We start from the raw sequence: 20,911 nt of genomic DNA, 5'->3' as shown, positions 1-20,911 counted from the left end.
ACGCACATAATTGCCGGTACTCCACTTGTGTTGGGGTATCGGCTTTAAATTTTTTCAGGTAGAAGCGAGGGGCTGAGATAAGGCGTGGGGCAAGGGAATTGTTATGAACACGCATGCCCCATGGGGTTTATTTGGCAAATAAAACCGCAAATTATGAGGAAAAGTTGAGATGCAGTTAGTGATAAAACTTTGAACCCAAAAATATCCAAAGAATTGCGTAAAACCGATTGCCTAAGTGGCCTAGGACACACATAATACGTCTTATGGGCCAAGACACACAGAAAATTGAGTATGACGACGCCCCGCAGCTTCCCACGAAGCGGACATTCTTTGGGCATCCGTGGGGGTTGGCCAACCTCTTCGGCGTAGAGATGTGGGAGCGCTTTAGCTTCTACGGAATGCAAGGCATCGTACTGTTCTACATGTACTATGCCGTCACCGATGGTGGTTTGGGAATTGATAAGACCATAGCAGCCTCCATTGTTGGCGCCTACGGCGGATCTGTATATGTTGCCTGCATTATCGCAGCCTTCATTAGCGATAAAGTTCTCGGCCCCGAACGCACATTGTTTTACGCAGCTATCCTCGTAATGATCGGCCACATCGCTTTGGCCTTCATCCCCGGCGTTGCAGGTCTCGGAGTAGGCTTCATCCTGATTGCCATCGGTTCAGGTGGCGTGAAAACCTGCTCCCAAGTATTGCTCGGAATGCTTTATAGCAGGCAAGATCCCCGCCGCGATGGTGGATTCAGCATCTACTACATGGGTATCAATATCGGTGCTATCGGTGGCCCGTTGATGACCACCTACCTCTGGCACCTGTGGGGATTCCACGCCGGCTTCGGTATCGCGGCAGTGGGCATGTTCTTCGGACTCGCACAATATGTGTACACCCGAAAAAGCTCGTTTGGCACCATCGGATCGGAAGTGCCTAACCCCCTGCCCAAAAACCAGCGCGTTGTTGTCGGGCTCGGTTTCCTCGCAGTAGTGGCCTTGTTCGTGGTGCTGGTGTCCACTGGCATTATCAAGGTTGATTGGCTGTCGAATATTGTGACCGCTGTTGCCTTTGTCGCCGCTGTTGTTTTGTGGTGCCAAATGTACTTCTCCTCACTGGTATCGGAGAAAGAAAAGTCCCGACTTCTGGGCTTTATCCCCCTGTTCATTTCCGGAGTTTTGTTCTTTGCCATCTTTGATCAGCAGTACACGGTGCTGGCCATCTACTCCGATTTCCGCCTCGATCGAGTCGTGTTCGGCGTTGAAGTTCCACCATCACTGATTCAAGCAATTAACCCAATCTTCATTGTGTTGCTGGCCGGTGTGTTTAGTGCAATGTGGCTGAAACTCGGCAATCGGCAATGGTCCACCCCTGTGAAATTCGGCGTGGCCAACATCATCATCGGTATCTCCCTGTTCTTCTTCATTCCATTCGCCGGTGGGGCAGCCAATTCCACCCCAATGGTGGCAATCGTGTGGATTCTCTTCCTGTTCACCATCGCCGAACTGCTGCTGTCCCCTGTGGGTAACTCCGTGACCACAAAAGTGTCGCCAGTGGCATTCCCCACCCGAATGATGGCAGTCTGGCAGATGGCGGTTGCAATGGGCGTGGCACTAGCTGGTTCCCTGGCCAACTACTACAACCCCGAAGATGCAGGTGTGGAACGATCCTTCTTCCTCAACCTAGGAATCGTCTCCATCGTCCTCGGTATAGCACTGCTGGCAGTCTCACGCTGGGTGGTGCGAAAGTTCGTTGATGTTCGATAAGGCAGGAGCTAAAATGCAGGATTCTCAACAACTCGATTGTGTCAGCCGCAGCATTGAAAACGATCGAGAGCGCATCTTCCAACAGTTGAAAGAGCTCGTCGGTTTTCACTCAGTCTTCGGTAAACCAGAGCTTGAAAGCGAGATGGACGCCGCAGCAAAATGGGTGGAAAAGGCACTGGCAGAAGCAGGCCTTAAGGTCAACCCCATTGTCACCGCCGACGGTTCGACCGTGGTCATTGGCACACGCGATGCCCAACCAGGTGCCCCCACAGTATTGCTGTACTCCCACTATGATGTGGTGCCAGTTGGGGATGTTCAGGCCTGGACTTCGCACCCACTGCACCTGACCGAACGCAACGGCCGCTGGTACGGCAGGGGCACAGCGGATTGCAAAGGCAACCTGATCATGCACCTAGCGGCATTGCGTGCCGTGGCCGCCGCAGGCGGAACGGATGTGGGTCTTGTTGTGGTGGTGGAAGGGTCGGAAGAATCCGGCGGTGCGGGACTTTCGGAACTGATCCGAAAGAAACCAGAGCTTTTCACAGCCGACATGATTTTGATCGCCGATGCCGGAAACGCTTGCGTTGGACAACCCTCACTGACCGTATCTTTGCGGGGCAATGCCCGACTGAAAGTCACTGTTTCTACGTTGGAAGCCCCCGTGCATTCAGGCATGTACGGTGGGGCAGCACCCGATGCGGTGCTCGCGTTGATGAGCGTTCTCAGCTCTTTGCAGGACGGGACCGGGCGACTGCAGGTTGAAGGACTCTCCACCCCACCATGGCCAGGTGCACCGTACCCGCCGGAGCAATTCGTCACTGACGCCCAACTGCTGCCTGGCGCACAGATCACCACCGATCCGGCAGCAATTGCTGATGCGGTGTGGGCTCAGTGTTCCTTTGCAGTCACTGGCATTAGCGCAACCCCAGTAGAGCAGGCCTTCAACGTGATTAACCCTACAGCCAAGGCTGTTCTGGACCTGCGAGTTCCGCCGGTTTTAGATCCCACTGAGGTGGCACACAAGGTAGCTGAGCATATCAAAGCCCACACCCCGTGGGGATCACGCGTGGAAGTGGAAATCGATGATATTAACCGGGGTTTTGACACAGATCCAAGCAAGCCGGGCATGACTGCGCTGTCCGAATGCCTCACTCAAGCCTATGGGGTGCCCACCACCCATATTGGAATGGGCGCAACCATTCCTTTGTGTGTGGAACTGCAAGATGCACACCCACAGGCTGAAGTTGCCATTTTCGGCATCGAAGAACCCCTGTGTACCATCCACTCCGTTGATGAATCAGTCAACCCGAAAGAGATTGAAAAAATCGCCATTGCAGAGGCACTCTTCTTATTGCGCTACCACAGCTCCTAGGTAGAATTTTTCAGGCCACAGCCGGAGATGCTTTCCCCTGTGGCCTGAAAGTGCGGGCAGGAGTCTAATCGCGGGGCTCCACTGATGGTCGGGCAAATAACGGCTTTGGCGCATAAGCGGCACGCAGCTCACGCAATGTAGCTGCGTGTTCCGCAAGGCGGATATCTTCCGGGGTTTGGGGGCGGAACTGGCGGGCAGGTAGTGGCATGCCATCAATATCCACACCCACATAGGTTACCGTTGCATGAATCGCTGTCTCCAGCTGTTCCCGACCCCCACGTGGTGCGCCGGATCGCACATGGATACTCATCTGCATTGAGCGGGCGTCGGTACGCATCAGCCGGGCATCAACCTCAATCAAATCGCCAATCTGGATTGGGCGATAGAAGCGAATACCACCTGCATACACGGCAACAGTGTGCTCACCCGACCACTCCATCGTGCACGCAGCACCCGCCTCATCAATCCACTCCATGGCAGTACCGCCGTGCACCTTGCCACCCCAGTTCACATCGGTGGGCTTCGCCAGGAAACGCGTGATCAAACGCGGCGCATCAGAAGGACCAACATAGGTTTGCTTTTCCATCTCCATCTCGATCGCTTTGCGCAACCCGATGCGCGAGGTCGCAGCATCGCGCACCCGCTGCTCCTCCTCGCTACGCGGCTCGAAGGGGGGAACCGCCACCGGCTGCCCAGTGTCGCGGTCTTTCGCCACGAAAATCACCAAGCAGTCACAGGCGCGCGTGAACACACCCTCACGAGGGTCGGCGGACAACACTTCATTAATGATGTGCATCGAACTGCGGCCAGTCATAGCAATGCGGGAACGCACTTCAACCATATGCCCAGAAGGGATGGGGCGGGTGAAGTGGATATGGCCAACGTATGCGGTCACGCAATACGTCCCAGACCAGCCAACAGCGCAGGCATATGCGGCTTTGTCGATCCACTCCAATACGCGTCCACCATTCACACCATGATTGCCTGCCATGATGATGTCGGTGGGGGCTGCCATAAAGCGCAAGGTAACTTCAGGGGAACGAGTAGTCATAGGCTAAACAGTAGCGCTTAAGATGAAACTATGGCTAAAAAGAAGCACGATCCTGCCGCCGCACTCGCTGCAGTCGCAGAATGGATTACGCGTGACGACGCCCCCACACCGCCGCGAGCAACAATTGCGGAAGCCGTGCGCGCAACGCTGCACACGCTAGAAGAACGCGCCCCAGGTGCCAGTGTGGAAGTGCGCGTCCCACCATTTGCCGCAATCCAATGCGTTGAAGGGCCCGCACATACGCGGGGGACACCACCGAATGTAGTGGAAATGGATTCGCGTACATGGCTAAGAGTAGCCGTGGGGTTGGAGAAAGTGGGTGAGAACCCACGAATCGCACTTTCGGGTATTCGTGCAGGTGAAATAGGTCGATGGTTGCCCATGTGGAGCGTGTAAGGCAGGGGTTAATAGTGGATTTTTGCCACTATCGACTACGATCAGTTAAGTGGCACATTACGAGCAGCCTTTGAATGCATTTGATGATCTAGCAGAGCAAGCTCCACGCGAAGAATGCGGCGTGTTCGGTGTTTGGGCACCGGGCGAAGAAGTTTCTAAACTCGCCTATTTCGGTCTTTTCGCCTTGCAGCACCGGGGGCAAGAAGCCGCCGGTATCGCCGTTGGTGATGGCGAGCAAGTGGTGGTGTACAAAGATCTCGGTCTTGTTTCTCAAATCTTCGATGAGCAAACCCTAGAGTCCTTAAGCGGCGATGTGGCGATCGGGCACACACGCTATTCCACCGCCGGTGGGGTTACGTGGGAAAACTCCCAACCCATGTTTAGGGTTGCCCCCTCGGGCACTGACGTGGCATTGGCCCATAATGGCAACCTGGTTAATTACCTCGAACTATTAGACGAAGCCCACGAGCTTCAACTCGTAGACAAAGACAAGCACCCCTCCGATTCCGACGTGATGACAGCCCTTTTGGCCCGCGGCATCACCGAAGGCAGAACTCTTATCGACTCTGCGCGGGAACTCCTCCCACGAATCAAGGGTGCTTTTTGCTTGACCATCACCGATGGTCACACCCTCTACGCCGCCCGCGACCCCGAAGGCGTACGCCCGCTCTGCTTGGGCCGACTAGAAAAAGGCTGGGTAGTGGCCAGCGAAACCTGCGCCCTCGACATCGTGGGTGCATCCTTTGTTCGTGAAATCGAACCCGGTGAATTCGTCTCCATCGATGCCAGCGGTGTGCGATCCGAACGATTCGCCGACACCCGCCGCAAAGGCTGCGTTTTTGAATACGTCTACCTTGCCCGCCCCGACTCCACCATTCGTGGCCGCAACGTCAACGAATCCCGCCTCGAAATTGGGCGTCGATTAGCACAAGAGTACCCAGCCGACGGCGACCTTGTGATCCCTGTTCCCGAATCCGGAGTGCCCGCAGCAGTAGGCTACGCCCAAGCTTCCGGAATCCCATTTGGCCAAGGGCTCGTGAAAAACGCCTACGTGGGCCGTACCTTCATCCAACCCTCCCAAACCCTGCGTCAGCTCGGCATCCGCCTGAAGCTCAACCCGCTGCGGGAGGTACTGCAAGGCAAACGCCTCGTAGTCGTCGATGATTCCATCGTCCGCGGCAACACCCAACGGGCACTGATCCGCATGCTCCGCGAAGCTGGCGCTGCGGAAGTGCATGTGCGCATCGCATCCCCACCAGTGAAGTGGCCCTGCTTCTACGGCATCGACTTCGCATCCCCTGGCGAACTCATCGCCAACGCTGTCATCGGCGACAACGAGGAAGAAATGGTGACCAGCGTGTGCACCGCCCTAGGGGCGGACTCACTTGGGTACGTGTCCACCGAATCTATGGTGGCAGCAACCAACCAACCCCGCGAGGAGCTCTGCTGCGCATGCTTCGACGGGGTCTACCCACTGGGGTTGCCAGTAGGAAACCCCAACGCCGAACTTGTATCCGCACTCCAACGCGGATCTTGCGGCGGCGTCGACTAGCAAAGAACACGCTCAACCGCACAACCACCCCACTTTTCACCGATACACAAAAGGACCAGAGAGCACGAATGTCTGATCATCTTGAGCACCAGCCACAGGAAGACCAAGGCGTGAGCTACGCCGCAGCCGGCGTCGACATCGAAGCAGGCGACAAAGCCGTTGAACTATTTGCACCGCTTGCTAAGAAAGCAACCCGCCCAGAAGTTCGTGGCGGACTCGGTGGATTCGCAGGACTGTTCGCACTCGGCAAATACCGCGAGCCACTGCTGGCAGCAGGCTCCGATGGCGTGGGCACCAAACTCGCCGTCGCCCAAGCAATGAACAAGCACGACACCATTGGCATCGACCTCGTCGCTATGTGCGTTGATGACCTCGTGGTATGCGGCGCTGAACCACTATTCCTGCAGGACTACATCGCTATCGGCAAGGTAGTGCCAGAGCATGTTGCCGAAATTGTCTCCGGCATCGCCGAAGGCTGCATCCAAGCAGGCTGCGCACTGCTCGGTGGCGAAACCGCAGAGCACCCCGGGGTGATGGAACCAGGCCACTACGATGTCTCCGCCACCGCTGTTGGTGTTGTTGAAGCTGACGAACTGCTCGGCCCCGACAAAGTGCGCGCAGGCGACGTCGTTATCGCCATGGCATCGTCTGGCCTGCACTCCAACGGCTACTCACTGGCCCGCCACGTCCTGTTAGAAAAAGCAGGCCTGCCACTTGATGGCTACATCGACGACCTTGAGCGCACCTTGGGTGAAGAACTGCTCGAACCGACCAAGATTTACGCCAAGGACTGCCTCGCACTGGCCGATGAATGCGAAGTGCACACCTTCTGTCACGTCACCGGTGGCGGCTTGGCAGGCAACCTTGCCCGCGTGATCCCAGACGGCCTCGTTGCGGAACTTGACCGCGCCACCTGGACCCCAGGCCCAATCTTCCGCCTCATTCAGAAGGTGGGCAAGGTACCAGTGGAAGAAATGGAAAAGACCTTCAACATGGGTGTCGGCATGGTTGCAGTTGTCGCACCGCAGGATCGCGACCGCGCCCTGGCCATGCTCACCGCGCGCCACATCACCGCCTGGGAGCTGGGCACCGTGCGTGCCGCAGGCGATGAGGATGAGAAGGTTATTCTCAACGGCGCGCACTAAAAACTACTCAAAGGCACAAAAAATCCTGCTCACCTCCAATTCCACCAGTTTGTTTTCCCCACCGCCTAGCAAGGCATGGTGACGACAAAAACACACACTAGCGGAAGGGAAAGGGGGCAGGATTTTTTAATCCCCCACACCTATCATGCGTCGCTACGCGCGAGAGAAATGGGGGATAGTAGGCAGTGCTAAAACCCAGATGTTGAAAACAAGCATCTGGGTCTAAGTAAAGCGTAAAGGGTATAAAACGGGAAGAGGCTACTTCTTGTCGTCCTCATCCCACTCAGCGTACTCGGAGTAGTCATCCTCGTAGCTGGGTTGAGATTTCCCGCCGGATAGCTCGCGCTGCAGCGAGTCTAAATCCATATCTGGCGTGTTGTACTTCAGCTGGCGTGCAACCTTGGTCTGCTTTGCCTTCGCGCGACCGCGACCCATGGCATGACCCCCTTGGTACTAAGCGGAGCACACAACCCGAAGGGGTGGGGGTGTGCTCCATTGGCTTTCAAAATATGTTTTTCCTGTTAGACACAATAGCCGTTTTTTACCCGTTTTGTCGCACTGGGGCGCTGACCTGCGCAAAAACAAAGAATTTTGCCCCCGTTTAAGGGTTGAGGCCGCGTAATTTTTCAATCGCCTTTTTGCCCGCCTGCTCAGTATTCTCCGAAGGAATACTGTCCGGGTCCACACTTAAGGCCACATCGCCAACGGCGAGGGTGGAACTTACAGCAGAACGTTTCACCAAGGCCAACCCAATCGGGCCGAAGTCGAGATCATGCACCACCGTGCCCATCCGGCCTACGGTGCGCCCGCCCGATGAAATCGCATCCCCAGGTTGCGGCTGGGTGGGTGCGAAACCATCAATATGCACGCGGACTAAAATCCGTGGGCTGCGCCCTAAATTCTCTACCCTCGCAACAGTTTCCTGCCCGCGATAGCAGCCCTTATTCAAATGCACCGCCTGACCAATGAGCACAGGAGCCTCGTGAGGAATGGATTTGTGGTCGAAGTCTAGTGTCGCCTCCGGTTGGCAGGACTGCACCCGCAATGCTTCAAAGGCCATCAAACCTACCGGACGGTAGCCAGCCTCCATCAGGCGCATAGACTCCTCCAGCAGCCTATCAGCGGGGACAAACACATCAACCCAACCCCGCGCTAACCTGTGGGGAAATTCGCCCTCATAGCCCCCGAAAACGCTCAGAATGCGATAGTCGGATAATTCTACTTCCACCTGCGACCAAAAAATCATCTTCTGCAAGTACTCCAGAAGATCAATACCCCCAACGGTGTCCAAAAACAGGCACTGGTCGTAGGCGAACACATCCATCTGGTGCAACACCCGCCCCTGACCATCCAGATTCAGTGCTTGGGTGGCTGTGGGGGCTTCGAGAAGCTGCTGAGATAAAAGATTATTCAGAAACGTTTCACGATCAACACCCCTGATCGCAATCACCGTCCGATTTGAGCGATCGACTAAAGCCTTATCAGCTAAATAGCGCTGCTCAACAAGGGGATTGCCGTAGTGCCATGCCACATTCTTATACAGCTGTGGGCACTGCTCGTCGGCGGAAAATTCGGCGGCGCCAGGAAGGGAAAGAAGCGGAGAAACCATCATGCTGACCCATCGTAGCGATTAAAGTAGGCAGTATGGCATTCACCCCGGCGCCCATCATCTACGCCATCGAACCTTTCGGTGGTTCCATCCGCGACCATAACCCCAACCTGCCTTTGGTGTACGCAGACGATGCCGCAGTCACCCGCGGCGACGGAATCTTCGAAACCCTGCTGGTGCGCGGGGGTGAATTAAGCAACTTCGATCGCCACTTCGAGCGTTTCTACGCATCGGCACAGCTGTTGGATCTTCCACTGCCCATCAAGGCAGACTGGCAGCGGGCAAGCAATCAAGCTGTGCAGGTATGGCTGGAACAATGGGCGAATGCTGGGGCCGAGCCTATCGACGGCGCACTGAAGTGGACACTGACCCGCGGGCGCGAATCCACCCAGATCCCCAGTGCCTGGCTATCGGTGCACACAATTAGCCCCACCCAACTACACCAGCGCGAGCACGGGGTTGCAGTGATGACCAGCCCCAAGGGCTATCACATCGACCAACACGCGCAAACACCCTGGCTGACAGTAGGAGCGAAAACACTCAACTATGCTGCGACGATGGCAGCACTGCGCTGGGCGAAAACCCACGGTTTTGACGATGTGCTCTACACAGACGGCGACACAGTGCTAGAAGGCGCGACCTCCACCCTGATTAGCGTCAAGGGGACGAAGATTCGCACCCCACTGGGCAACGGGCAACTGTTAACCGGCACCACCCAGCAAGCACTGTTCGAGCATGCATCCAGCCTCGGGTGGCGCTGTAAACAGAAGGATTTAACCCTCGAGGATCTCTTCCGCGCCGATAGTGTGTGGCTGATCAGCAGTGTGCGCATTGCGGCACGCATTACCAGTATTGATGGCACAAAGCTCCCTACCCCAGAAAATGAATCTGAGATTAGGGAGCTTATTGAGCAGTCCTTGAAGGTGAAAAGTTTAGCCAACGACGCGGCTAAGCTCAGCTGACATGCGGGGGCGAAGCTCCCCATCAACGAGTCGCTCGTCGACCCAGCCAAGATTATTGTTTGGCATCAAGCCATACAGGCGCTTACCAGGCCCCAAATGTGCAGGGCCGGTGGCGGTGACCATGGTGGAGGCGGATTCCAGCTCCCAGGCACGTTCATTCATGGGTTGACCGTAGAGGATTTCTACAGCGCCACTGGAGTGAGTAATCACCGCTTCCATCTCATCGGTCAAGCTAATGCGCCAGAAGCCGGATTCGCGCTGATCGATTCCTGCCACGGCGCCCTCAGCGTTGAGTTTCCAGGTTTTGGATTCGTAGCTGAGGTAGTTTTCGCCGTCGTGGGCGAAGATGATCTGTTGGCCGAAGTTGTAGTGGTTGCCTTCAGCGTCGATGGCTTGGCCGGTGCCGCGCCATACTCCCACCAGCGGGAGGAGGGCAAGCAAGCCGTCGTGCAGGTTGGGGCCTTCGCGGAGGTTGGCGGTGTCGTCGGGGATGGGGAGATCGCCAAGACCGGGAATGTTGCGGTGGGCGGCGTCTTTCCACTGGGCGGCGGCCCGGTCGACTGCTTCGGAACCGGATAGGGAAATCTGCGGGTTTTCTTCGCTCATAGAAAAACACACTACCAAAACAGCTCAAGGGCGTTATTCTGGGTGAAGTGAAAGTCCTGCTTATTGCCAACCCGAATTCCACAACCCAGCATGATGGTCTTTTCCGCATGGTGATTCCTACGCTCCGGTCTGTGCCGGGGCTTCGCTTGCATGCGCAGTTTACTCATGAGGCGGGGCATGCTCGGCGTATGTGTGAGGGCTTGACTCGCAAGCAGTGGGATGTGGTGATCGCGGTGGGCGGTGATGGAACTGTCAATGAAGTGATCAACGGGCTGCTCAGTTCTGGGTTGGATGCTCACAGCATTCCTGCTGTGGGTGTGATTCCAACGGGGTCGGCTAATGTGTTTGCTCGCGCGTTGGGTTTCCCGCCAGAAGCGGTGCAGGCTGCTGAGGTATTGGCCTCGACGCTGGCATTGAATTTACGTCGCACTATTGGTTTGGGTACGTGGGATGAGAAGTGGTTTGCGGTCAATGCTGGTTTTGGTTTGGACGCGGATGTGATTGCGAATATGGAGCGGGCTCGCCGCCGTGGGTTTTCGGCCACACCGTTGCGCTATTTGCGTGTGGCGTGGCGGGCGTGGCGTAGGGTGCGTCAATACCCGCCGTCGATTCAGGTGCATGCGAAAAACCCCTCTGGTGCGGTGGTGAGTGAAAAGCGATTGCCGATTGTGATGGCGTCGAATACGAATCCGTGGACTTTCCTTGGCCCGTTGCCGGTGGTGACGAATCCGCGCAACTCTTTTGATGTGGGCTTAAGTCTTTTCGGACTGCGCAGCGTTGATGGTGTGGTGGGTGTGTTGGCGGTGCTGCAGATGTTGGGGGCGAATTTGATTTCCCCGTTGCGGCGGTGGATTCATAGTCGCACGTTTACGTTTGATGATTCCCATGAGGTGGAGTTGGTCTGTGCCCAGCCGCTGCGTTTCCAGGTGGATGGGGAGTATGCCGGTGAGTTCGATCGCGTGCGTTTGGGGGCTGTGCCTGATGCGATTGAGGTGTTGTGTCCGACTGAGCCGGTGCCGGCGACACCGGAGTCGATTGTGCGACTGATTTTAAGTTTCTTCGATATTCGCATCTAGTGCCCTGCTGGTGCGCTAAGTGACCTGTGTTTTTGCGCGGGTGCTCGCTGCGTTTTCCGGGGGTGGTTGTGGGGTAGAGGTCGTGGGTGTGTACTGTGACGTTGCGTTCGTCGGCTTGGAAGTAGATGGTGCCGCCGCTGGCGCCGACGAAGGTGGCTTGTTTGGGCAGCGGGAGGGTGTTGGTGTTGAAATCCCAGCGAAATGCGTTGAGAATGTCGTGGGTTTTAAGGGTGTTATCGCCGCTATCGAGCACTGTGGTGGGGTGCATGTAAAACTGGTGTCCGCGGATGCGGAGCTCGGCGAGCACGGAGAGGCGCTGCCCAAGCGCCCGGGGGGTTCCTGTGAGTGTGACTTCGGAGGCGCTGCCCCCGGCGGGGGAGATGTCGTAGGGGTGGGATATATCGAGATCGGGGATGTTTAAAGCGTTCCCGATGCTGACTGCATCGAGGCTGACCTGCGAGGTCATCAGTGCGGCGGTGGTGTTGTCGAAGTTGCCGTCGAGGAGTTGCTGGCGGCTAATGGTGACGTCTTTAAGCTCGGTGTGGGTGCGCACGAGTCCGAATTGGGGGATGCGTGCGTCGGTGACAGAGACGTACATGTTGGGTACTTCGAGGGTGTAGAGGTTGGCGGTGAAGGGGAATCCGCCGATATACACTTCTGGGCTGAACCCGAGCTGCGGTTTGATGGTGTCAGCTAGTCGTTTCTCGCTGCGGGCGGCTAGTGCGGTGTCGCTGACCCACAGTGCGCCGAGGATCAGCGCGAATGTTGCGAGGGCAATGAGGGGGCGTCGAAAAGCAGTCACTAGACCATCATGGCAGAAAACTTTGATTAGCATTGGATTCATGTTGACTGTTTCTGAGATTATTTCCGCAGCTTTGCGTGTCGACGGCGTGGCACCGTTGTCAGAATCCTATTTGCGTCGCCTCGATCAGGCGGTCCTGCTTGACGACGCCGGAGTCTTAGCGGGTGTGATGATTACTGATGACGACCAGGTGGCGGAAATCGTGGTGCACCCCGATTACCGCAACCGCGGTATCGCCCAGCGAGCACTTGCAGGTGTGTCGGGGGTGTGGGCACATGGGGATTTACCTGCCGCGCAGCACGTGGCTGCCAAGCTTGGTTTGGTGAAAACGCGCGAGCTTGTGGTGATGAGTATTACCGAGCCTGCGTTGTCTGCCGCGGCTGATGTGAGTATCCCCGAGGGTATGCGGATTGAGCATCTTTCCGGACCGGATAAGGAACTCGATGAGAAGCTGTTGAAGGTCAACAACGAGGCGTTTTCTTGGCACCCGGAGCAGGGCGGCTGGGATATGCAACGCCTAGAGCAGGCCCGCGACACTGACTGGTTCCGATTCGAGGATGTCATTGTTGTCTTTGAAGACGAGGATTTGATCGGATTCCACTGGACCAAACGCCACGGCGATCTGCGCGCCGGGGCGAAAGGTGAAGTGTATGTGGTGGGTTTGGCTGATAGCGCCCGCGGGCGTGGGCTCGGTGGTGTGCTTGTATCCGCAGGTCTTGCGCACTTGGTGGAGCAGGGCGCGCGCGAGGTTATTTTGTATGTAGAAAAAGATAACCAGCCTGCGGTCAAGCGTTACCGCGATATGGGTTTTGAGGTGGTTGAACGCCACGCGGTGTATAGCCGCCTATAGGTGCTCGGGTGCGCCCAGCGGGAATTCTTGTCGCCCATATTCGGTTCCCGCTAGGGGGTCTCGGGCGATGAGGGTGACGGGGGTGATGTCGTCGGAAAGCTCATAGGCGATCGCCCCGCGCACCGTGCCACCGTTTTTAATTTCCTCGAGTTCTAGGGCTTCGAGTGCTGGGTCGGGGGAGAAGACGGCAATGAGGGAGTTGAGCAGGTTCGGATCATTATCTTGGACTGCCTTGAAGTAGCTGAAAAATTCCGACGTTGTCACGATCTTGTCTGAGTGATTGGTCACGTCGTACCAAAACGCGTGCACGGGGGTGGTGCCTAACTCGTTGCCGGGTTCGCCGGGGGCGAGGGTGCGGGAATCGACAATGGTGATGCTGAAATCACCCATGTGCAATGTGCCTTCGGCAAAGGTTGGGTTGAAGTCGGACTGTTCTTCGGCCTCGATGGTGAGTGTTTGGGTAATCCCAGCGAGCGTTTCGTTGGTAGTGGTGGCGGTGGACGCGCAGCCGCTGAGGATGGTGGCGCTGAAAACAAGTGTGGCAAAAAGTGAAGTGCGCAAGTGAAAACCTTTGTGAGTTTCGTTGTCGTTGTGCCCCTTGATTCTAAAGAACGTGTCATATCATGCAAGCGGTTGGGGGTGGCTGTGGCCTGCGGTTTTGCCCCTTTTTTGAAGATTTAGGGCAAAGTTAATCGGCCCTTAAGTGCCCTTTCATATTCCTTTTACAATCCTTGGTTGTGTGCCGACCCCACACAGCACCAAAGAACCCCTCACAAACCACCATCCCCCAGCCCCAGCCCCCCCCAGCAAACCCTTGGGACATAGAATGCACTAAAAAGTGCACTAAAAGACAGGGCCAAGAAGAACACGCGCACGATGCCTACACACTCGTGACTGATCTTCTCGACCCTTCGGCACAAACCCACTAGCCACCGGAATGCATGATATCTGCACCTTCGGGCACAGTTTCATCCTCGGGATCATCCAACCAACCCTCAGGCAAAATCACCTTCGCAGGTGATCCCTTCCGGCCGCGAGCACCTTCCGAATCTTCCGCTAACGCATCCGAATCCGCCCACGGATCGAGGGCGCGTGTGAGGTCGTCGAGAGTTTCAATGCCGGAAAGCTGGGCGCGCACATCCCCACCAACGGGGAAACCACGCAAATACCACCCCATATGTTTACGCAAATCACGGCAGCCTTTCGCCTCACCATCGTGCGCAATGAGCAACTCAGCGTGGCGAACAATAATACGAGTCACCTCACCCAACGTCGGTTCCGGGGGCAACGGCTCACCCCGCAAAGCAGCAGACAACTGGGCAAACAACCACGGGCGCCCCAAACAGCCACGGCCAACAACCACACCATCGCAACCTGTCTGCGCCATCATGTCCACGGCGTCGGTCGCCTTAAAAATGTCACCATTACCCAACACCGGAATGCCGGTATGCGCAAGATGCTCTTTCAAGCGAGTGATTTCATTCCAATCCGCCTCACCGGAATACCGCTGCGCCGCCGTGCGCGCATGCAACGCCACAGCCTTCGCACCTTCCTCCACCGCGATCCGGCCGGCATCCAGATGGGTATGGTGCTCGTCATCAATACCCACACGGAATTTCACAGTCACCGGAATATCGGTTCCTTGCGTTGCGCGTACGGCAGCGGCCACGATATTGCCAAACAATCGCCTCTTATAGGGCAGGGCTGAGCCCCCGCCGCGCCGGGTGACTTTGGGGACGGGGCAGCCGAAGTTCATGTCGATGTGGTCGGCGAGGTTTTCCTCCACGATCATTTTTGCGGCGAGATAGGTGTATTCGGGGTCGGTTGTGTACAGCTGCATTGAGCGCGGTGTTTCTTCCGGCCCGAATGTGGTCATGTGCAGTGTTTTTTCGTTGCGTTCAACGAGGGCTCGTGCGGTGATCATCTCGCACACGTACAGCCCTGAGACTGTCCCCGTCTTTTCTTTTTCCTGCTCGCGGCACAGTGTGCGGAAAGCTACGTTGGTGACGCCGGCCATGGGCGCGAGTACGACGGGGGAGTTGAGGCTGATTGATCCGATGTTGAGAGTCACAGATCTAATCATTTCATACTTCGCTGTGCTTATCGACGTCGAAACTACCAGTCCGAAACCCCTGTGTTGAGGGGTAAGTTGGGGGAGGGAAACTTTATCAGCGAATTGGTGCTGAGCAGGCATAATGGGGGTTGTTTGGTTGTTGAGTGTGGGCTTTGGGGTTAAAGGGGGAGAAAGTTCGGCAAAATTGCGTTAATGTGGTCTCCGTAACTAAGCCTGCCGTGTTTCGCATTGACTCACATTCACGGCGGGGAGTAATTCATCCCCCCTTTTCTTTAAGGGAGGGGGGCTATAGAGGAGGATTTACATGTCTGAGCGCATTGCTAATGCCAAGCTCGCCGGCAAGGTTATGTCCGCTGAGGAAGCCGCACAGTTCGTCAATCATGGCGATAAGGTCGGTATTTCCGGCTTCACCGGCGCTGGCTACCCGAAGGCACTGCCTACCGCTATCGCGGAGCGCGCCAAGGAAGCTCACGCACGCGGCGACGAGTACATGATTGACCTGTTCACCGGTGCGTCCACTGCGCCTGACTGTGACGGTGTGTTGGCAGAAGCTGATGCGATTCGCTTCCGTAGCCCATACCAGTCCGACCCAATCCTGCGTAACAAGATCAACGAGGGTATTTCTCTCTACGCTGACTACCACCTGTCCGAGTCCGGCCTGTACGTTGAGCAGGGTTTCTTCGGCCAGATGAATGTTGCCATCGTTGAAGTTGTGCGCATCACCGAAGAGGGCCATCTGGTTCCTTCCTCCTCCGTTGGTAACAACGTGGAGTACCTCGACAACGCTGAGAAGATCATCATCGAGGTCAACTCCTGGCAGTCGCTGGAGCTTGAGGGCATGGCGGATATCTATCGCATCAACAAGCTGCCTAACCGCCAGCCAATTCCAATTACCTCCCCTGAGCAGCGCATTGGTACCACCTACATCGACATCGACCTGGACAAGGTTGTTGCTGTGGTTGAGACCGATCTTCCTGACCGTAACGCCCCATTCAAGCCAATCGATGACCAGTCCCGTCAGATCGCTGGCCACTTTCTCGACTTCCTTGAGGGCGAAGTTGCCGCTGGCCGCCTGACCTACGACGGCTACATCATGCAGTCTGGTGTGGGCAACGTGCCGAACGCTGTGATGGCTGGCCTGCTCGACTCCAAGTTCGAGAACATCCGCGCCTACACCGAGGTGATCCAGGACGGCATGGTCGACCTGATCGATGCCGGCAAGATGACCGTTGCTTCCGCAACCTCCTTCTCCCTCTCGCCAGAGTATGCGGAGAAAATGAACAACGAGGCCTCGAAATACGCCAAGCAGATCATCCTGCGTCCACAGCAGATCTCCAACCACCCTGAGGTTGTGCGTCGCCTCGGCCTGATCTGCACCAACGGCCTGATTGAGGCTGATATCTACGGCAACGTCAACTCCACCAACGTGGTTGGCTCCCGCATCATGAACGGTGTGGGCGGTTCCGCAGACTTCACCCGTAACGGCTACATTTCTTCCTTCATTACCCCATCCGATGCGAAGAATGGCGACATTTCCGCGATCGTCCCATTTGTGTCCCACGTGGACCACACGGAGCAGGACGTGAAGGTCATTATCACCGAGTACGGCTACGCCGACCTGCGTGGTTTGGCACCAACTGAGCGTGTGAAGAAGATGATCGCTCTGGCTCACCCTGATTACCGTCCGCTGCTGGAGGAGTACTATGAGCGTGCTCTTTCTCAGGCGAAGGCACGCAAGACCATGCAGACCCCGCATGATCTGGCTACCGCTTTCTCCTTCCACCAGCGCTTCATTGAGACTGGTTCCATGAAGATCAAGTAAGTCTTGATAGTTGTGTAGCAGCCGCACCGAAGAATTGTCGGTGCGGCTGTTGCCGTTCACTGTGTGCGTAGGTTGCCATGGGTGTGGTAACAGTGGTGTGATTTGGGCAGGTAATTGCACCAATTGTGAGCAGGCGGGGGCAATGTGAATAGGGACACATCACCAAAAGTCGAAGTTTTTTCATTTCAGTGTTAGAGTGTTGCGCAGTGCTTCTTGCATAGAAGGGCCTTTAGCTCAGTTGGTAGAGCTACGGACTTTTAATCCGCAGGTCGTGGGTTCGAGCCCCACAGGGCCCACAAAATATACCTCCAGTCGCAAAGACTGGAGGTTTTTTCATTCCTGTCAAAACCACTAATTCAGTACCCCTATGCGTGCTTGCTCGACCCTTTCGGTTCAAGACCCACTATTTCCAAGGCAATAGAGTTTAAAGGTCGAGTTACACATATCGGACTTAGGCCAGGTTCACGGATTTTGCGATTTTCCTCGTTGCTTAGCCTGTAGCGCCAGAAACCTTCACACGAGCGATTTGAACAGTCGGCCAAGGGGTGTGGGGTGTTAAATGGCTCCCTTGTTGGTAACTCGACCTTTATGGTCAGAGTTGGTGTTTGAAGTAGCCCGTGGAGGGGAAAGGTCGAGCAAGCCCTTTGAGGGTGTGGTTGTTGGGGGAAGTGGTTGGTTGTCAGGGAACTACGAGGGATTCAAGTGGGGTGGGGGGACTCGACCTTTGTGTTTGTATGCACCTTGAAAGTGGGCTCGTACGTGGAAAAGGTCGAGTAAGGGGTGTGGGGTGTTAAATGGCTCCCTTGTTGGTAACTCGACCTTTATGGTCTGAGTTGGTGTTTGAAGTAGCCCGTGGAGGGGAAAGGTCGAGTAAGCCCTTTAGGGTGTGGTTGTTGGGGAACCACGAGGGATTCGAGCGTGGTGGGGTGAACTCGACCTTTGTGTTTGTATGCACCTTGAAAGTGGGCTTGTGTGTGGAAAGGTCGAGTAAGGGGTGTGGGGTGTTAAATGGCTCCCTTGTTGGTAACTCGACTTTTACGGTCAGAGTTGGTGTTTGAAGTAGCCCGTGGAGGGGAAAGGTCGAGTAAGCCCTTTAGGGTGTGGTTGTTGGGGAACCACGAGGGAGGGCGCGACCCCCGAAAAGTAGACACATTTAAGCGGTGATTGCTGAGATAGATTTTAGCGCAAATGCTTGCGCTTCAAAAGTGTTGGGGGCGCAGTATTTCAAGTAACTGTGCCGACGTGTGGTGTTGTACCTGACACACCAAGAAAACACTTCTTTTCGACATTGGAGCATGGTGTCAAAGACCTTCCGATCTTGAAGGACTTCACGTTTTAATGTGGCATTAAACGACTCTGCAAGCGCGTTATCCGCACTCGTGCCAACACCACCCATGGACTGGGTCACTCCAAGAGATTTACATTGCTGTTGGAAAACCTGTGAGGTGTACACACTTCCATGATCTGAATGGAAAATCGCACCTTTTAGTGACCCACGCTGGTCTTTTGCCATGGCGAGTGCTTCACCAATAAGATCAGTGCGCATGTGATCAGCTAACGCAAACCCGGTGAGTTTACGGGAGAAACAATCAATAACTGTGGCCAGATACATATTCCCACCACCTTTAATCGGTAGGTAGGTGATATCACCCACATACACTTTATTCGGGCGATCAGCAGTGAAATTACGCGTGACCAGATCCGGGAAAACACTGCGATCTTTCCTGGAAATAGTGGTTTTGACCTTGCGTTTTTTGCTGTACCCACGCAGATTCATCGATGCCATCAACCTAGCAACACGTTTATGATTAACAGGCTCATACTGATCGGAAATTTCAGCCGCGATACGTTTCGCCCCGTAACAGCCATTGAACTGGTTGAACACAGAAAGAATACGCACCGCCAACAACGAGTCCTCGCACGTTTTAGTGTTACGAACAGCAGGGCGCGACCCCCGAAAAGTAGACACATTTAAGCGGTGATTGCTGAGATAGATTTTAGCGCAAATGCTTGCGCTTCAAAAGTGTTGGGGGCGCAGTATTTCAAGTAACTGTGCCGACGTGTGGTGTTGTACCTGACACACCAAGAAAACACTTCTTTTCGACATTGGAGCATGGTGTCAAAGACCTTCCGATCTTGAAGGACTTCACGTTTTAATGTGGCATTAAACGACTCTGCAAGCGCGTTATCCGCACTCGTGCCAACACCACCCATGGACTGGGTCACTCCAAGAGATTTACATTGCTGTTGGAAAACCTGTGAGGTGTACACACTTCCATGATCTGAATGGAAAATCGCACCTTTTAGTGACCCACGCTGGTCTTTTGCCATGGCGAGTGCTTCACCAATAAGATCAGTGCGCATGTGATCAGCTAACGCAAACCCGGTGAGTTTACGGGAGAAACAATCAATAACTGTGGCCAGATACATATTCCCACCACCTTTAATCGGTAGGTAGGTGATATCACCCACATACACTTTATTCGGGCGATCAGCAGTGAAATTACGCGTGACCAGATCCGGGAAAACACTGCGATCTTTCCTGGAAATAGTGGTTTTGACCTTGCGTTTTTTGCTGTACCCACGCAGATTCATCGATGCCATCAACCTAGCAACACGTTTATGATTAACAGGCTCATACTGATCGGAAATTTCAGCCGCGATACGTTTCGCCCCGTAACAGCCATTGAACTGGTTGAACACAGAAAGAATACGCACCGCCAACAACGAGTCCTCGCACGTTTTAGTGTTACGAACAGCACGAGCTTTGCGCCACTTGTAAAACGATGAGGCATTAAGTTTCAGCACCTCACACATCCGCTTGACCGAATAATCGGTTCGATGGTCTTCGACAAACTGGAAGCGGATCACCAATTTGTCTCTTCCGCGAAATATTTAACAGCCTTACGCAAAATATCACGCTCTTCAGTCATTTTACGCAGCTCACGCTCAAGCTCACGGATACGTTCAGCTTCAGAAATTGCCTGAGCTTGCCGCTTTTGCACCGCAACACGAGAACGCTTACCAGTGCCCAAATCCTTGACCCACGTATGCAGAGATTGCCGATTAATCCCCAAATCAGCAGCGGCCTTCGCTAGAGACAGTTCCGAGTTCTCATAAAACGCAACAGCGTCACGCTTGAACTCATCTGAATAAAACCTTGGCATAAAACTACAGTACCTTCCTCCCACCTCATACAAGCGGGAAATCAGGTGTCTACCAAACGGGGGTCAGGTCCGGAAGTGGTTGTCAGGGAACTACGAGGGATTCAAGCGTGGTGGGGTGAACTCGACCTTTGTGTTGGCATCCTCCTTGTAATCGGGCTCGTGCGTGGAAAAGGTCGAGTTGCTCATCGCGGTAACAGGTTCGGGAAGTCTTGTGTGAGCGTCATGGGAATTGTGGGTGCTTGGGTATATGTTGTGGTTCAGTTGCGTGTTTGATTCACAAAGCTTGGTCGATTTACCTGCTTTGACCTTTGGTTTTGCTTTTTTGCGAAAATCAAGTAAAGTTTTCCGCAGCAACAACGCAGGGGTTGAAAAACTTCTGAAGGTGTTAGCTTTGCTCCCATCGTCTAGGGGCCTAGGACACCGCCCTTTCACGGCGGCGACACGGGTTCGAATCCCGTTGGGAGTGCAAGAGCAAAAATTGAATATTGCTCTACGGCCCTGTGGCGCAGTTGGTTAGCGCGCCGCCCTGTCACGGCGGAGGTCGCGGGTTCGAGCCCCGTCAGGGTCGCAATTACACGAGGATGTTTGTTCATCCTCGTTTTTGCATGTTCTGAACATTGTTATATAATCGGCTCCCTATCTTGTGTTTTAGATCACTTCATGAGGA

General features: G+C 55.1%; 17 protein-coding genes, 3 tRNA genes and 1 pseudogene. 12 read left to right on the top strand and 9 right to left on the bottom strand.

Annotated features, from left to right (window positions below; translation table 11 throughout):
- Positions 1 to 263 precede the first annotated feature (263 nt).
- Together CFELI_RS11010 and CFELI_RS11005 are read left to right on the top strand one after the other, a co-directional pair.
- Positions 264 to 1,760, top strand: a complete 1,497-nt coding sequence (locus CFELI_RS11010) for a peptide MFS transporter (protein WP_277105329.1) — start codon at positions 264 to 266, stop codon at positions 1,758 to 1,760.
- Positions 1,761 to 1,773: 13 nt separating this feature from the next.
- A complete protein-coding gene (locus tag CFELI_RS11005; protein ID WP_277105330.1) occupies positions 1,774 to 3,132 on the top strand; it encodes a M20/M25/M40 family metallo-hydrolase in 1,359 nt (452 codons plus the stop codon).
- 64 nt (positions 3,133 to 3,196) lie between these two features.
- Here CFELI_RS11005 and CFELI_RS11000 read toward each other — a convergent pair whose 3' ends face one another.
- Positions 3,197 to 4,183, bottom strand: a complete 987-nt coding sequence (locus CFELI_RS11000; RefSeq protein WP_277105331.1) for an acyl-CoA thioesterase — start codon at positions 4,181 to 4,183, stop codon at positions 3,197 to 3,199.
- A 30-nt stretch (positions 4,184 to 4,213) separates the two neighbouring features.
- Between CFELI_RS11000 and CFELI_RS10995 the strand changes: the two genes are divergently transcribed.
- The 3 genes from CFELI_RS10995 to purM all read left to right on the top strand — a co-directional run bounded on the left by CFELI_RS10995 (position 4,214) and on the right by purM (position 7,276).
- Positions 4,214 to 4,579, top strand: coding sequence for a sterol carrier family protein (locus CFELI_RS10995; protein WP_277105332.1), 366 nt, complete (start codon positions 4,214 to 4,216; stop codon positions 4,577 to 4,579).
- Between the two features lie 49 nt (positions 4,580 to 4,628).
- Positions 4,629 to 6,131, top strand: a complete 1,503-nt coding sequence (gene purF, locus CFELI_RS10990; protein ID WP_277105333.1) for an amidophosphoribosyltransferase — start codon at positions 4,629 to 4,631, stop codon at positions 6,129 to 6,131.
- Between the two features lie 68 nt (positions 6,132 to 6,199).
- Positions 6,200 to 7,276 carry a phosphoribosylformylglycinamidine cyclo-ligase gene (gene purM, locus CFELI_RS10985; protein WP_277105334.1) on the top strand — a complete coding sequence of 359 codons (1,077 nt, stop codon included), beginning with the start codon at positions 6,200 to 6,202 and terminating at the stop codon, positions 7,274 to 7,276.
- Between the two features lie 258 nt (positions 7,277 to 7,534).
- Here purM and CFELI_RS10980 read toward each other — a convergent pair whose 3' ends face one another.
- Entirely contained in the window at positions 7,535 to 7,711 is a 177-nt protein-coding gene (locus CFELI_RS10980) for a DUF3073 domain-containing protein (RefSeq protein WP_277105335.1), read from the bottom strand.
- 166 nt (positions 7,712 to 7,877) lie between these two features.
- Entirely contained in the window at positions 7,878 to 8,888 is a 1,011-nt protein-coding gene (gene ygfZ / locus CFELI_RS10975; RefSeq protein WP_277105336.1) for a CAF17-like 4Fe-4S cluster assembly/insertion protein YgfZ, read from the bottom strand.
- Between the two features lie 32 nt (positions 8,889 to 8,920).
- On the opposite strand from ygfZ, the gene CFELI_RS10970 reads away from it, so the two are divergent.
- Entirely contained in the window at positions 8,921 to 9,847 is a 927-nt protein-coding gene (locus tag CFELI_RS10970; RefSeq protein ID WP_277105337.1) for an aminodeoxychorismate lyase, read from the top strand.
- Here CFELI_RS10970 and CFELI_RS10965 read toward each other — a convergent pair.
- Entirely contained in the window at positions 9,818 to 10,453 is a 636-nt protein-coding gene (locus CFELI_RS10965) for a heme-binding beta-barrel domain-containing protein (protein ID WP_277105338.1), read from the bottom strand. The genes CFELI_RS10970 and CFELI_RS10965 overlap by 30 nt on opposite strands.
- Positions 10,454 to 10,500: 47 nt before the next feature.
- Between CFELI_RS10965 and CFELI_RS10960 the strand changes: the two genes are divergently transcribed.
- Positions 10,501 to 11,529, top strand: a complete 1,029-nt coding sequence (locus CFELI_RS10960; RefSeq protein ID WP_277105339.1) for a diacylglycerol/lipid kinase family protein — start codon at positions 10,501 to 10,503, stop codon at positions 11,527 to 11,529.
- Positions 11,530 to 11,665: 136 nt separating this feature from the next.
- On the opposite strand, the pseudogene CFELI_RS10955 reads toward CFELI_RS10960, so the two are convergent.
- Positions 11,666 to 12,364, bottom strand: a pseudogene (locus CFELI_RS10955) (LmeA family phospholipid-binding protein); the annotation flags it as partial.
- Between the two features lie 7 nt (positions 12,365 to 12,371).
- Here CFELI_RS10955 and mshD point away from each other — a divergent pair.
- Positions 12,372 to 13,181 carry a mycothiol synthase gene (gene mshD, locus CFELI_RS10950; RefSeq protein WP_277105340.1) on the top strand — a complete coding sequence of 270 codons (810 nt, stop codon included), beginning with the start codon at positions 12,372 to 12,374 and terminating at the stop codon, positions 13,179 to 13,181.
- Here mshD and CFELI_RS10945 read toward each other — a convergent pair.
- Positions 13,176 to 13,742 carry a DUF5067 domain-containing protein gene (locus tag CFELI_RS10945; RefSeq protein ID WP_277105341.1) on the bottom strand — a complete coding sequence of 189 codons (567 nt, stop codon included), beginning with the start codon at positions 13,740 to 13,742 and terminating at the stop codon, positions 13,176 to 13,178. The genes mshD and CFELI_RS10945 overlap by 6 nt on opposite strands.
- Positions 13,743 to 14,106: 364 nt before the next feature.
- Positions 14,107 to 15,252 (bottom strand): tRNA dihydrouridine synthase DusB, encoded by a 1,146-nt coding sequence (gene dusB / locus CFELI_RS10940; RefSeq protein ID WP_277105342.1) that lies wholly within the window; start codon positions 15,250 to 15,252, stop codon positions 14,107 to 14,109.
- A 307-nt stretch (positions 15,253 to 15,559) separates the two neighbouring features.
- Here dusB and scpC point away from each other — a divergent pair, with 307 nt between their 5' ends.
- Together scpC and CFELI_RS10930 are read left to right on the top strand one after the other, a co-directional pair.
- Entirely contained in the window at positions 15,560 to 17,077 is a 1,518-nt protein-coding gene (gene scpC / locus CFELI_RS10935; protein WP_277105343.1) for a succinyl-CoA:acetate CoA-transferase ScpC, read from the top strand.
- Between the two features lie 223 nt (positions 17,078 to 17,300).
- A tRNA-Lys gene (locus CFELI_RS10930) sits at positions 17,301 to 17,373 on the top strand.
- 857 nt (positions 17,374 to 18,230) lie between these two features.
- On the opposite strand, the gene CFELI_RS10925 is transcribed toward CFELI_RS10930, so the two are convergent.
- Together CFELI_RS10925 and CFELI_RS10920 are read right to left on the bottom strand one after the other, a co-directional pair.
- Positions 18,231 to 19,073 (bottom strand): IS3 family transposase, encoded by an 843-nt coding sequence (locus CFELI_RS10925; protein WP_374724745.1) that lies wholly within the window; start codon positions 19,071 to 19,073, stop codon positions 18,231 to 18,233.
- A protein-coding gene (locus CFELI_RS10920; protein WP_374724700.1) for an IS3 family transposase occupies positions 19,049 to 20,244 on the bottom strand; the annotation gives its coding sequence in 2 pieces (ribosomal slippage) (positions 19,049 to 19,959 and positions 19,959 to 20,244; 1,197 coding nt in all). The genes CFELI_RS10925 and CFELI_RS10920 overlap by 25 nt, the downstream gene beginning before the upstream one ends.
- A 393-nt stretch (positions 20,245 to 20,637) precedes the next feature.
- Here CFELI_RS10920 and CFELI_RS10915 point away from each other — a divergent pair.
- Positions 20,638 to 20,710: transfer RNA gene (locus CFELI_RS10915), tRNA-Glu, on the top strand.
- Positions 20,711 to 20,738: 28 nt separating this feature from the next.
- Positions 20,739 to 20,812 (top strand) — tRNA-Asp (locus CFELI_RS10910).
- Positions 20,813 to 20,911: the final 99 nt, after the last annotated feature.

The organism is Corynebacterium felinum, assembly GCF_030408755.1.
In the GTDB taxonomy this organism is placed as follows: domain Bacteria; phylum Actinomycetota; class Actinomycetes; order Mycobacteriales; family Mycobacteriaceae; genus Corynebacterium; species Corynebacterium felinum.
The sequence above is the reverse complement of the archived record's forward strand: the minus strand, read 5'-3'. Positions and strand labels throughout refer to the sequence as shown.